The organism is Haloarcula sp. Atlit-120R, from assembly GCF_003665885.1.
In the GTDB taxonomy this organism is placed as follows: domain Archaea; phylum Halobacteriota; class Halobacteria; order Halobacteriales; family Haloarculaceae; genus Haloarcula; species Haloarcula taiwanensis.
In genome coordinates this window covers 276593-289075 of the sequence record NZ_QPLN01000003.1, presented here as the reverse complement: position 1 = coordinate 289075, position 12483 = coordinate 276593, and the positions used below count along the sequence as shown (strand labels likewise).

The 12483-nt window shown below is 61.1% G+C and carries 8 protein-coding genes; 5 read left to right on the top strand and 3 right to left on the bottom strand.

Translation table 11 applies throughout. The annotated features are described in order from the left end of the window. The first annotated feature begins 138 nt into the window (after positions 1 to 138). The 3 genes from DVK01_RS13125 to DVK01_RS13115 all read left to right on the top strand — a co-directional run bounded on the left by DVK01_RS13125 (position 139) and on the right by DVK01_RS13115 (position 4905). The gene (locus DVK01_RS13125) at positions 139 to 612 is read left to right on the top strand and encodes an Lrp/AsnC family transcriptional regulator (RefSeq protein ID WP_101351827.1); all 474 of its coding nucleotides are present in this window, start codon (positions 139 to 141) and stop codon (positions 610 to 612) included. Positions 613 to 1022: 410 nt separating this feature from the next. Then, positions 1023 to 2510, top strand: a complete 1488-nt coding sequence (locus tag DVK01_RS13120) for a proton-conducting transporter membrane subunit (RefSeq protein WP_101351826.1) — start codon at positions 1023 to 1025, stop codon at positions 2508 to 2510. Continuing rightward, positions 2500 to 4905, top strand: a complete 2406-nt coding sequence (locus DVK01_RS13115; RefSeq protein WP_121537067.1) for a DUF2309 domain-containing protein — start codon at positions 2500 to 2502, stop codon at positions 4903 to 4905. The genes DVK01_RS13120 and DVK01_RS13115 overlap by 11 nt, the downstream gene beginning before the upstream one ends. Before the next feature lie 226 nt (positions 4906 to 5131). On the opposite strand, the gene DVK01_RS13110 is transcribed toward DVK01_RS13115, so the two are convergent. After that, complete coding sequence (locus DVK01_RS13110) at positions 5132 to 6136, bottom strand: HEAT repeat domain-containing protein (RefSeq protein WP_121512760.1); 1005 nt, start codon at positions 6134 to 6136, stop codon at positions 5132 to 5134. Positions 6137 to 6497: 361 nt separating this feature from the next. Here DVK01_RS13110 and DVK01_RS13105 point away from each other — a divergent pair, with 361 nt between their 5' ends. Beyond that, positions 6498 to 7019 carry an LUD domain-containing protein gene (locus DVK01_RS13105; RefSeq protein WP_101351823.1) on the top strand — a complete coding sequence of 174 codons (522 nt, stop codon included), beginning with the start codon at positions 6498 to 6500 and terminating at the stop codon, positions 7017 to 7019. A gap of 2 nt (positions 7020 to 7021) precedes the next feature. Then, a complete protein-coding gene (locus DVK01_RS13100; protein ID WP_101351822.1) occupies positions 7022 to 9202 on the top strand; it encodes an LUD domain-containing protein in 2181 nt (726 codons plus the stop codon). A 209-nt stretch (positions 9203 to 9411) separates the two neighbouring features. On the opposite strand, the gene DVK01_RS13095 is transcribed toward DVK01_RS13100, so the two are convergent. Both DVK01_RS13095 and DVK01_RS13090 read right to left on the bottom strand, forming a co-directional pair. Further along, complete coding sequence (locus DVK01_RS13095; RefSeq protein WP_101351821.1) at positions 9412 to 10761, bottom strand: DUF362 domain-containing protein; 1350 nt, start codon at positions 10759 to 10761, stop codon at positions 9412 to 9414. Positions 10762 to 10887: 126 nt separating this feature from the next. Beyond that, positions 10888 to 12222, bottom strand: a complete 1335-nt coding sequence (locus tag DVK01_RS13090) for a glycerate kinase (protein WP_121512762.1) — start codon at positions 12220 to 12222, stop codon at positions 10888 to 10890. Positions 12223 to 12483 lie beyond the last annotated feature (261 nt).

Genomic DNA, 12483 nt, shown 5'->3' with positions numbered 1-12483 from the left:
CGCTGCAAACGGAGTCAAGCCCGACCTATCGACTGACAGCGCAAGCGCGGTCGAACCCCCGGCTGTATTGCTGCCAGCCACAACAGCGGTATCGGGGAACGTACAACAGTAAAGTGTCCTTGCTGTTGACACACTAGTATGGCCGACGAGGAAATCGACGACGTGGATAGAGCGATTCTGTACGCATTACAGGAGGACGCTCGAAATATGTCGTCCGGGGACATCGCAGAGCGAACCGATACGTCCGACAGCACCGTCCGCAAGCGCATCAACCATCTGGAGTCGAGGGAAGTCATCAAAGGCTACAGCGCTGATGTCGACTATCAGCAGGCTGGCTACCCGCTCCGGATGCTGCTTTACTGCACCGCGTCGATTCCCGACCGGGGCGATTTAATCCCGAAAATCCTCGATATTGACGGCGTTGTCTCGGTACAAGAACTGGTCACCGGCGAGGAGAACCTCCTCGTGACGGCTGTCGGCGAATCGGATAGCGATATCACCCCAGTTGCGCAGGCACTTCTCGATATGGGCCTGACAGTAGCCGACGAAGTTCTCGTCCGAAGCCACGAGACCACGCCCTTCGGTAAGTTCGATTCCGAGTCCGAGAGCTAGCTGAGAACGGTGGTGCTTTTGCGGGGCCGTTGGCCGGACGACTGCGTCTCTATCGACGTGACTGCCTCGTCTTTTGTAAGGTCTTGTTTTCGAACGGCCACGACGAACAAACTGGTAATCTCGACACCTTCCATACTCAATTAGTCCTCAGCAGTTGATTCCATGCGTCCGTGTGTACGGCCCTTTTTCGAAGAAACTTGTCGATTCAGGCCACGAGACGCCTGTTTCCTACCGTGATGGTGGTTTCGGCTGAGCACCAACGAGTAAACATAATGTTCTATAATACACTTTTTCAGGAACAAATTGGTAGTATAGAAGGATTTAATAACCAGTCCGTTCGCACTATGGGTGAAGACAGCCAGAATCGGTCAATCACAGTCCGTGATTGCCGTGATTGGTAACGAACAACGATGTCAGGACACAACTCATCGAAAACGGTCGGATCACTCCCGGACACGACGGCAGACTCGCCGCTCGTGCCCGTCGCACTCACATGGCTCGTGTGGTCGATGTTTGCCGCGAGCATTGCTGTGCTTGCCGTCCGGGTCCGAACCGGGTTCGCATGGGAGATACCCGGTGCGGTCGCCATTGATGGGTTGACCGTTCTGATGTGGGTGGTCGTCACCTTCTTCAGCGGTATCGTTCACAGCTACTCGCGCCGCTATCTGGCGGGGAGTCGCGTCAAGACGCCCTTTTTCGCCACCGTGTTCGGCTTCACAGTGGTCGTGATGGGGCTGGTCGCGGCTGACCACCTCGCCCTGTTCGGAGCGCTGTGGCTTGCCATGGGGCTGTTGATGGCGAAGCTCATCGGTATCGCCAGCGGCTGGGCCCAGGCACAGGCGGCTGCCACGGTCGCGCGGAAATACTTCGTCGCCAGCAGCGCGCTTCTCACCGTCGCGCTAACGGCACTGTGGTGGACGACCGGTGCCACATCAGTCTCTGGAATCACGGCGGCCGCCGACTCACTCGGTGGTCCGGTGTGGCTGGCCGCCGCGGGCGCACTCGTGCTCGCGGCGATGATTCAGTCCGCCCTGATTCCGTTCCACGGCTGGCTCCTCTCTTCGATGACCGCTCCGACGCCTGCTTCGGCACTGATGCATGCCGGGTTTGTCAACGCTGGCGGCATTCTATTGACTCGCTTCGCGCCGGTCATCACCGTTGACACCGCGCTCATGCTCGCAATCGTCGGTGTCGGCGGTGCCAGCGCCATCGGCGGGAAACTCCTGAAATCAGTTCAGACGGACATCAAGGGCAAGCTCGGCTGTTCGACGGTCGGCCAGATGGGCTTTATGATCATGCAGGCCGGCCTCGGCTTCTTCGGGGCTGCTATCACCCACCTCATCCTGCACGGGTTCTACAAGGCCTATCAGTTCCTCAGTGCCGGCGGACAGGTCGAACACACGAGCCCGAGCGAAGGAACGCCGCATACGCTCGGGACGACAGCGAGCATCGTTGGCGTCATCGGTACGCTGCTGACCGGACTCGCCGGCGGCGCGGTGTTTGCACTGTTAACAGGCAAAGGAATGACGGTCGACAGTGGGCTCTTGCTGACCTTCTTCGTGGTGTTCACGACGCTGCACGCGGCCCGCAACGCCGTCCAGCAGACCTCGCTTCCGACGGTGGCGCGCTACGGGGCCGTTCCGGTGGTTTTCTTCCCGGCCATCGTCGTCTACGCCGCAGTTTACACGGGCGTCTCGGGACTCATGCCTGTCAGCCCTGCAACGACGGAACTGACGCTACTACACGGCATCATTGCCGTCGTCTTCGTCGGCATTTACACCGCTATCGAGACCGGGGTCCACGAGCGCAGCCAGCGCCTCTACGTGGCGTTGCTGAACGCTGGCCAACCGGCAGCCGACACTGTGCTGACCACGACGGAGGACTACAATGAGTACTGAATCCACCATCCACGACAGTATCGACACCGCAGCAACCACCGTCGGCTCCCTCTGGCCCATCCACTCGTTCGTGACGGCAAACCCACTCGCGGGGTTCGAGGACCGGCCGTTCAGTGAGGCGGTCGCGCAAGCGTCCGAACTGCTGGGCGGCCGTGGCTACCCCAGCGCGGAGACGTTCCGTGCGGCGCTGGAGCGCGGCCAGATAGACCCGGAGATTCTCGACGCGGAACTCTCCGAAGCCGGCTACGAAAGCGACCCCGAGATACTGCTCGACCGGCTGGCAGAAGTGACCGATGCCGCGGACAGTGACTCCGACACTGCTCCGGACCGCGTCGACCAAGTGTTGACAAAATGGCTGTCGGCGTTCCTCGACGAGGGGAGCGCCCACTGGTCGATGCCGAACCGCGAAGCGGGGTTCTACACCGCCTTCCGTGGGATGGCCGAACACGACGGCGAGATTCCCGACGAGGGAATTATCACTGCCCTGCCGGAGACGCCGACCGAGACCATCGAAACGGTGCTCGCGTCGTACCCGGAGAGTCAGTGGGTGCACATCTTCGAGGAGCAACTGGCTGCCCTCCCGGGCTGGACGGGACTCATCAAGCAGCGTGCCGACGACGAGAACGAGTGGCAGTCGGCGTGCCCGATTACGCTTGCGGGATACCTCGCGGCGCGTCTGGCGCTGCTGGATGCTGTCGGTGCTGATATCGCTCCCTCGAACGACAGCATCGACCCGGACCCGGCCGCCGAACTCGCCGGAGCGTTCCTGCGTGCCTGGGAGGCGACCTATCGCGGCGACCTCGTCGAAACCGTCGCCACGGAGAGCCAGTCACTCGCCGACAGCGACAGTTCGGGTCGTCCGGACGCCCAGCTTGTCTTCTGCATTGACACTCGCTCAGAACTCATCCGCCGTCATCTCGAGGCCGTGGGCGACTACGAAACCCACGGGTACGCTGGTTTCTTCGGTATTCCGATGGAGTACCAGGGCTACGACACTGACGTGTCGGTCGATGCCTGCCCGCCGATTCTTGACCCCCAGCACCACGTCACCGACGTTCCGACCGACAGCGAGACCCAGAAGAGCTACGACCGCTTATCCGGCATCCGTGAGACTGCCGACGAAATTGTCGAGACGCTGGAGGCCAACGCCGCCACGGCCTACGGTTTCGTCGAGACTGCCGGGAGCGGGTACGGCCTCGCACTCGCGGCTCGAACGCTTGTCCCCGGGCGCGTGCAGGACCTGTTTGACGCGGCTGGGCGCTCGGTGCCCGACGACCACGAGTTCTGCGACCCGCTCGTCCACCACCAGCACACCTACACCGGTGACTTGCCCGTCGGGCTGACCACCGATGAGAAAGTCGAGTACGCCGCCACCGCGTTCGACCTGATGGGCTGGGAGACGTTCAGTCGCCTCGTCGTCTTCACCGGCCACGCCAGTGAAACAACCAACAATCCATACGATTCGAGTCTGGACTGTGGTGCCTGCGCCGGCAACCCCGGCGGCCCGAACGCCCGCGTGCTGGCTGAAATCTGCAACGACGAGGAGGTCAGGGCCGCGCTCCGCGACCGCGGATTCGAGATCCCTGCCGATACCGTCTTCCTCGCTGGTGAACACAACACGACGACCGCTGAGGTGGACCTGTACGACAGCGATGTCCCCGAGAGCCACGCTGATGACCTCGCGCAGTTGCGTGCCGACCTCGCGACGACCCGCGAGAACGCGGCTGCCGAGCGTGCCGAATCGATGGGCGTCGACGGTGCGTCGGGAGTCAGCGAAACGGAACGCCGCGCCGCCGACTGGGCCGAGACCCGCCCCGAGTGGGGTCTGGCTGGCAATGCTGGCTTCGTTATCGGTCCCCGCGAACTGACGAGCGGTGTCGACCTCGACGGCCGCGCCTTCCTCCACTCTTATGACTGGTCGACTGACCCCGACGGTGAAGCGCTCGAAGCAATACTCACCGGTCCAATGGTCGTCACGCAGTGGATCAACACCCAGTACTACTTCTCGACGGTCGACAACGCTGTCTACGGCAGCGGGTCGAAAGTGACCCACAACCCCGTTGGCAACGTCGGTGTCTACCAGGGCAACGGCGGTGACCTGATGACCGGCCTGCCGCTACAGTCGCTCATGGCTGCTGACGACGATCCGTACCACCAGCCGCTCCGTCTCTCGACGGTCATCCACGCGCCGGTCGACCGCGTCACCGACGTGCTCGCTGACCACGCTGAGCTGGCAGACCTGCTGGACAACAACTGGCTCGCTCTCACAGTCGTCGACCCAACGCAGGCCCACCGTGCCTTCGAGTACGAGCATGACTTGGAGTGGTCGCCAGTGTCTGCCCTGCCCGAGGCCGATGTTGCGGAGTCGACCTCGCCCGCGGCCGCGGACGACTAACCCGGGTGCGAATAGGCGGCCTCCGGACGCCATAGGCCGTCGATGCTTCGAAAGCGCTACTCTCACGCTGCGTTCTCTGGTCCGGTCAGCGGCTCAAAAATCACACTCAATTTATATACAGACCGTCTATATGCTATTCGATTTGAAGTAAGTAGTAATATATCCGACTGAGATGACCGTATACAGCGGGGCCGTTCTGTGGAAACTGCAGTAATCCGACCGTCCTTCACAGCGGGGTGCCACAGCTTGGGCAGAGCGGGGGGCCGGAATCGGGGAGTGAGAGTCCGCAATGTGGGCACTCGCCATCATCTCCCGACGTACGGATTTCTGAGACAATGTCGGCTGTTTGCGTGCGAATCGTCTCTTTCGTGGCTACTTCGTCATATGCACTGTCAAGCTCTTCCCCACGGGACTGGGATAGAGCGAGCTGCGCTCGCTCTGCGACAAACTCGTGGTCGTCGGTGAGTGCGTCGAGCCGGTCGTGTGGGAACGACGCCAGATCAGCAGTGCCGGCGAGCAAACCTAGCGCTTCGGCTGCCCGCCCACGAACGTATCTGCTTTCGTCTTCGAGACCTGATATGAGTTCTTCACTGGCGTCTGTAAGCCGTTCGGGACACTCAGTACCGATGACGACGAGTGCCGTGCTCAGGTGATATCGAACCAGTTCGTCGTCCACGTGGAGATGCTCGGCGAGTGAATCGACCTGATACCGGAGTCTGTCGGGACTACCCAGGGCGATGTAGGACAGGGCCTTCGCCAATTTCTCTCGTACCTCTGGTTCGTCGAACTCCAGACCGATACGCAGGTCTGCTACGACCTCCGGCGAGACGACGGCGTCGGGATGGTCGACGGCGACGTAGCCCAGCGCCTCCGCACACCGTGCACGGACGTAGTAGAACTCCGATTCGTCCGCAAGTCGCTCGGCAAGCGTCGGGACGACGGGAACCACGCTGTCCGGCGCGCCCTCACTGACTGCGACGAACAACTTCGCTGTCGTGAGTCGTGTCGGCCGCTCACTGCCCTGTAAGAACTCAGTGAGCGACGGCAGGACGCCGCCGAACAGTTCGGGGTGGCCCTCGGCAGCCGCTTTGAGTGACTGCAAGCACGTCTGCTGGGTCGCTGGTTCGGCCCTCGAAAGACCCTCAAGCGCTGTTCGTGCGTCAGCTTCTTTCCCCTCTTCTAGTAATGTCGCAACCTTTGTCTCTGGAGGTACGCCGGGTGGGTTATCCATCGATCCGTTGTCGGTGTTTCTCACAGAACCCACAAAGTCCCTTGCCTCCCGGTCGTTGTTCGACACAAACACAACCGATCACTGTTGCAACTGCTATGACGAGATTGATAGACTGCCTAGTGACGGAAGTGGCAGATATACATCCATATATTCGAATTATTATCTAAGAGTGTCGAATTTGGATATAAAATCTGGAAGGAATGTAAATAATAGCAGTAAATGGAATCAGGATACCAGATATAATATAAAAACACTATCCAGTTCGGGAGGGAAGGTGAACGGTGATCGACCACGCCTGCTGGGCCGTCGTCTCTTTCAGACAAAAATTAAATGATGATGTAGGTTTTCGGTTCGCGTATAGATGGAAAGCAAACGCGCTTCGTTCGAGGGGTCGCTCGAAGCACTGGGCGTGTCAGTTTCCAGCACACCCGAGTCTGAACTTGAAGCCGCTGTCACGGAGGCAGTCACGGAGCCGGCAGTCGGGATCGGGCTTGACGAGACGGTCGGGGACGAGGCGTTTTCTCTCGCAGAGACGCCGGTAACAGTCGATCCGACGCCGGTCGGGCTTCGCGAGGCGACCACCGGCGTAACCGGTGCCGAACTCGGTGTCGGCGACTACGGCTCACTCGTCCTCACGATGACCGAACAGGCCAGTGAACTCGTGAGCCTGTTCGTTGAGCGCCATGTGGCTATTCTTCACGAGGAAGACATCCAGCCAGATATGGACGCAGCTGTGGCAGAACTGGACGAGCGGTTTACCGAAACGAACGGGAGCGCGATCATCGCAACAGGACCGAGCGCGACAGCCGATATGGGCGCGCTCGTCAAAGGCGCACATGGGCCTAAGGAGGTCCACGTCATCATCGTCGAGGAGGCGGCCTGACAATGGCGACTGCCGACGAAATCCGCGAACTGATGCGGACCGAAGGGGCAGCAATCGCGGAGAACACGCAGGGGTTCAACGCGGGGCGCTATGACTCTGTCGGGGACCTGGAGGACTACGAGGACCTCAAGCGAGCAGCCCGCAGTATCAAGGAGGACGCAATCGCGGAGCTACCGGAGCTTCTCGACCAGCTCACGGAGACCGTCGAAGCGAACGGCGGGACAGTGTACATCGCCGACGACGCTGCTGACGCGAACGAGTACATCCGCGAGGTAGCCGACGAGCGAGCGGCTGACCGGGTCGTCAAGAGCAAGTCGATGACCAGCGAGGAGATCGAGGTCAACGAAGCGCTCGAAGCGGATGGCGTGGACGTGGTCGAGACGGACCTCGGCGAGTGGGTGTTGCAGGTCGCCGACGAAGCCCCGTCACACATCGTCGCTCCCGCGATTCACAAGTCACGGGAGAGCATCGCTACGCTGTTCAACGAGCGGTTCGACCCCGACGAACCACTGGAGACGGCCGAGGAACTGACCCATTTCGCTCGCGAGAAACTCGGCGAGCAGATTACCGACGCGGAAGTCGGTATCACCGGTGCGAACTTCATCGCAGCCGACACCGGGACGATGGCGCTGGTCACCAGTGAAGGGAACGCTCGCAAGACGGTGGCTGCGACCGACACGCACGTCGCTGTCGCTGGCGTCGAGAAGGTGATTCCGACAGTTGCGGACCTCCACCCGTTCATCGAACTCATCGGTCGGTCGGGCACCGGTCAGGACATCACGTCGTACGTCTCCTTGCTGACCCCGCCAGTTGACACGCCGGTCGTCGATTTCACGGACGACGAAACGCCGCTGTCGGAATTCGACTCCGAACGCGACTTCCACCTCGTACTTATCGACAACGGCCGACTTGAGATGCGAGACGACGAACAGCTCCGGGAGACGCTGTACTGTATCCGGTGTTCCGCCTGTTCGAACTCCTGTGCAAACTTCCAGAGCGTTGGCGGCCACGCCTTCGGCGGGGAGACGTATTCGGGCGGTATTGCGACGGGCTGGGAAGCCGGCATCGAAGGGCTGGACGTGGCCGAGGAGTTCAACGACCTCTGTACCGGGTGTACGCGCTGCGTAAACGCCTGCCCGGTTGGCATCGACATTCCGTGGATCAACACCGTGGTCCGGGATCGGATCAACCGCGACAAGGACACCCCCGGTGAGTGGCTCGTCGACGGCCTCACCCCCGACGAGGAGGACGACGGTGCCCCCTTGCAGAAACGCTTCTTCGGAAACTTTGAGACCGTGGCGAAACTCGGCAGCGCCACCGCGCCGGTGTCGAACTGGCTGGCCGATACGACACTCGCCCGACAGACGATGTCACGAGTCCTGGGTATCGACCCGCGGCGGGACCTGCCAACGTTCGAACGGGAGACGCTCGTCGACTGGGCCGCTGCTCGTGACTCACAGGTCGATGATCCCGAGCGCCGGGCAGTGCTGTACCCGGACCTGTACACGAACCACGTCCAGGTCGAGCGCGGGAAAGCCGCGGTAAAGGTCCTCGAATCGCTTGGCGTCGATGTGGTGGTTCCACCGGCTCCGTCTAGCGGCCGCGCGCCGTTTTCTCAGGGGATGGTTGCGACGGCGACAGACCACGCCGAACGGGTCACAGAGGCTCTGGCCCCCCACATCCAAGACGGCCGCGACGTGGTCGTTATTGAGCCGAGTGACCATGCGATGTTCACACGGGAGTACGAACGCCTCATCGACGAGTCGGCGTTCGCTGACATCGCGGCGAACAGCTACGAGGTGTTCGAGTACGTGTTCGGCCTGCTCGACAACGGGGCGGCCGTCGATTCACTCTCTACCGTAGAGGGGGCCGAAATCGCGTACCACAGCCACTGCCAGCAGCGGACACTCGGGCTCGAAGCTCATACCGTCGCTGTGCTCGAGGAGTGTGGGTACGATGTCGTCACATCTGATGTGGAGTGTTGTGGCATGGCCGGGAGCTTCGGGTATAAGTCCGACTACTACGAACTGAGCATGGATGTCGGAGACAGACTCCGGACACAACTACGAGACGACGGCGTACAGGACCGGCCCGTTGTCGCCAGCGGAACCTCGTGTCTGGAGCAGATCGACGCTCTGCTTGAGCGGCAGCCGAGCCACCCTATTGAGCTCTTGGCGACGTAACCTTTTTTACGGTTTGCGTGCGCGAGCCAGCACAATCACCTAACGCGTGTACGCCCGTTATTTACCCCGTTTTTATAGCCTTCCGTGAGGCAGGCCCGTGTGTCGCTTGGCCTTCACGGTCTGAGATATCGTGTAAGTGTCGCCGCGATAAAACATAGCCCACCCCGCCTACGCTCTGCAATACACGTGTACAGGTCTGCTACCGGCAGCTACTCGCGGAGCGGCGGCGCGACGAGCTGTCCGGTATCAAACTCAATCGGTGACGGCTCTTCGATGACACGGAGGTCAGCACGGTCGCGTGCGGCCTCGACCAGCGCTGGCGAGGCGTAGAGCCGGTGAAGGTGCATCGTATCAGCTGCACGGAGGACACGAACGGTTTCGGTGTCGACGACGCCTATCGTCGACAGCGCAGCGACGATGCCGGCGCGGTCGGTTTCGACCACTGGCGGCAGCTTCACTCCACGAATAGTGCTTGCAGTGAGTGCGTTGATAAGCGACGTTTGCGCGTCGAGTTCTGCGACGACATCTTCGTGAACGACATCCGCGGAACCGACACCCATCGCGTTCCCGTGTGTCTTTTCGGTCAGCCCGCGTGTGAAGATGCGCTTGATGTCTGGCGTCTCCGGAGCCGGTTCGTTTATCGAAAACGGTCGGCGACCGATAACGTTCGTGTCCAGTCCCTGACCGCTGATTTCTTTCCCCTGGCGGTCGAATATCACGAGGTCGAGGTCCCCGAACGGGAGTGTCGGCATCAGTTCGTAGGCAGTCTCTAACAGCTCCGCCTCGCGGTCGAGGAACCCACTCGGCGGCACACCCTCTATCAGCGTCGTCTCGTCGTGCTGGTCCTCAACGATTGCGACGCCGCCGACAATGGGCAACTCGTCGAGTAACTGGCCGGTAATCTCTGGAATCATCCGCCGGAACGACCAGTCGACAGCCCACTTGTGAGCAATCTGTGCGCCGCGTTGCTTGCCCATCCCGATGACCAGCATCTTCGAGAGCCCGCTTTCGACGGGACCGTCGAAATCCGTGTGCGGCTTGACGCGGTTGATGGGGATGATTGCATCAGCCGCCACAGCGGTATCGTCGGCGACGACAGGCACATCCCGGTCTGGTGTCCGTCCGACCTCGACAACATCCATCGTCGACCGGATTTCACAGCCTATTGCCGACTCTGTCACGCCCAGCTCGTTCAGCATCGTTCGCTGGCCCTCGCCGGTCGCGCCACCGTGACTCCCCATGGCTGGGAAGACGAATGGCTTGTAGCCGGCATCAGACACTGCTTCAACGACGCCGGCGACGATAGTGGGAAGGTTCGCGATACCGCGACTACCGACGCCAAGCGCGACCTCGCCGCCTGCAGGTACCTCGGCAAAAGATAGTGACTCGACTGCCCGCGCTGCGTGTACTGCGACGTCGTCCGGCGCTATCGGGTCTGTCTCCCAGTTCTGTTCGATGACGCCGAGTTCGGGGAGCGGCGGGTCGCCACAGGCATCGACGATCGTCTCTTCCGGGACGGAGAGGGCGTCCGCCGCGACCTGTTGATCAGGTGCGTTCATGCACGGCATATCAGCCCGTCTGCTGATAAACGTGACCCACGGATCGAACGGTGGCTGCCACATCCTCCGTGATACAACGGTCCGGTAGTACCACCTAAGAGTAGCCACCGCGTACCTGTGCCGCCGTTACTCGGTTGCCTCTGGAACAACGAGCACAATCACGTCGTTGACGTTCGTCCCGGTCGGTCCGGTTTCAACTGTCGCCTCGAGTTCTGAGAGGTGCGAGCCGGCATCATTTGCGAGCAGCGCGTCGCGGGCTCGTTCGCGGTCCTCGATGATGCTCGTATCAGCGATAGCTCCAGCCACGTCTGAACTTCCGTCTTCGCCATCAGTGTCGACGGCAGCGATGACTGCGTCGCCGTCGTGGGCCAGTGCCCCCGAAAGGACGAATTCCTGATTGGGGCCGCCCTGTCCGCCATCTCCCCTGACCGTGACAGTCGTCTCACCACCGGCAAGGAGGACTGCTGGCGGTTCGACCGGTGTGCCAGTCGCTGTCGCTTCTTCGGCGATAGCGACGAGCGGCTTCGCTACCTCACAGGCCTCGCCGCGCAGCCGAGACGTGAGGACCAATGGTTCGTAGCTGGCCTCCCGTGCGACAGCAGCGGCGGCGTCAAGTGCAGTTGCGTTGTCCGCGATGAGATGGTTCGTAACACGGTCGAAGACTGAATCGTCGGGGAACGGTGTCTCCGGTCGTCGGCCATCTTGCCCGGCTTCAAGATGGTCGTGAACGGCTGGCGGCGGCGCGAGGCCGTATCGTTCGAACACATCGATCGCATCTCCATACGTGGTTTCGTCCGGGACTGACGGACCGCTACCGATGGTCGAGAGGTCGTTTCCGACGACATCGCTGACTAGTACCCCGGCAACAGTAGCGGGAGCCGCGCGCCGTGCTATCTGTCCACCCTTCAGGTCTGAGAGGTGCTTCCGGACCGCATTAATCTCCGTAATCGGAACGCCACCACTGAGGAGTCTATCGGTCGTTGTCTGGAGGTCGTTCAGTGTCAGGTCCCCGGCCGGAGCCGATAGCAGCGCGCTGGCTCCACCAGTCAGGACAAATAAGATGAGCGTGTCCGTGTCGGCTTCATCGACTGTCTCTAGTATCTCAGTCGTCGCCGCGACGTTCTTGTCCGACGGTAACGGGTGGTCTCCCATCGAACTCTGGACGGTTTGAGTGTCGACGGCCTGCTTGGAGAGGATGTGGCCGCCGCTGAGGCTGTCGCCGAGCATAGACTCAAGTGCCCGTGTCACGCCGCCGACGGCTTTCCCACCGCCGATAACGATAACATCGGTATACTCGGCAAGTTCGTAGGTCGTTCCGGCGATTGTCAGCGTCTCGCCGTCGCGGCTGACAGCCGATTTGGTGGCGGCCGTGGGTGCAGCCGCGTCCACAGCAGCTTCGAGACAGTCGAGTGCCACCTCGTGTGCAGCGCTGGCAGCCAGTGCGCTCCGGTTATGAATCATACGACTGATTCCGTCCGAATCGGTAAAAAATCCCCCGCAGAAACGGTGCTCAGTGGTGCTGCCAGAAGCCGCTTCTAGTCTGGAGGCAGTGCAGGCACTGTGCGTGACCCGTTAGATGGCTCCACAGCGTACCGCACTGCCGTGTCTGCCAGTACTGAGTGAAAATGTAGACAGGCAACAGCACGGCTGTTCTCGTTTTCGAATGAGTTGGTCAGGTCAGTGTTAGACGCTATTTTATATCAGTATGCCTTGGTTATATCA

What these genes read in the sequence shown, in the direction of transcription:
- DVK01_RS13125 (WP_101351827.1), top strand. Translation starts at nt 139, where the DNA reads ATGGCCGACGAGGAAATCGACGACGTGGATAGAGCGATTCTGTACGCA.
- DVK01_RS13120 (WP_101351826.1), top strand. Translation starts at nt 1,023, where the DNA reads ATGTCAGGACACAACTCATCGAAAACGGTCGGATCACTCCCGGACACG.
- DVK01_RS13115 (WP_121537067.1), top strand. Translation starts at nt 2,500, where the DNA reads ATGAGTACTGAATCCACCATCCACGACAGTATCGACACCGCAGCAACC.
- DVK01_RS13110 (WP_121512760.1), bottom strand. Translation starts at nt 6,136, where the DNA reads ATGGATAACCCACCCGGCGTACCTCCAGAGACAAAGGTTGCGACATTA.
- DVK01_RS13105 (WP_101351823.1), top strand. Translation starts at nt 6,498, where the DNA reads ATGGAAAGCAAACGCGCTTCGTTCGAGGGGTCGCTCGAAGCACTGGGC.
- DVK01_RS13100 (WP_101351822.1), top strand. Translation starts at nt 7,022, where the DNA reads ATGGCGACTGCCGACGAAATCCGCGAACTGATGCGGACCGAAGGGGCA.
- DVK01_RS13095 (WP_101351821.1), bottom strand. Translation starts at nt 10,761, where the DNA reads ATGAACGCACCTGATCAACAGGTCGCGGCGGACGCCCTCTCCGTCCCG.
- DVK01_RS13090 (WP_121512762.1), bottom strand. Translation starts at nt 12,222, where the DNA reads ATGATTCATAACCGGAGCGCACTGGCTGCCAGCGCTGCACACGAGGTG.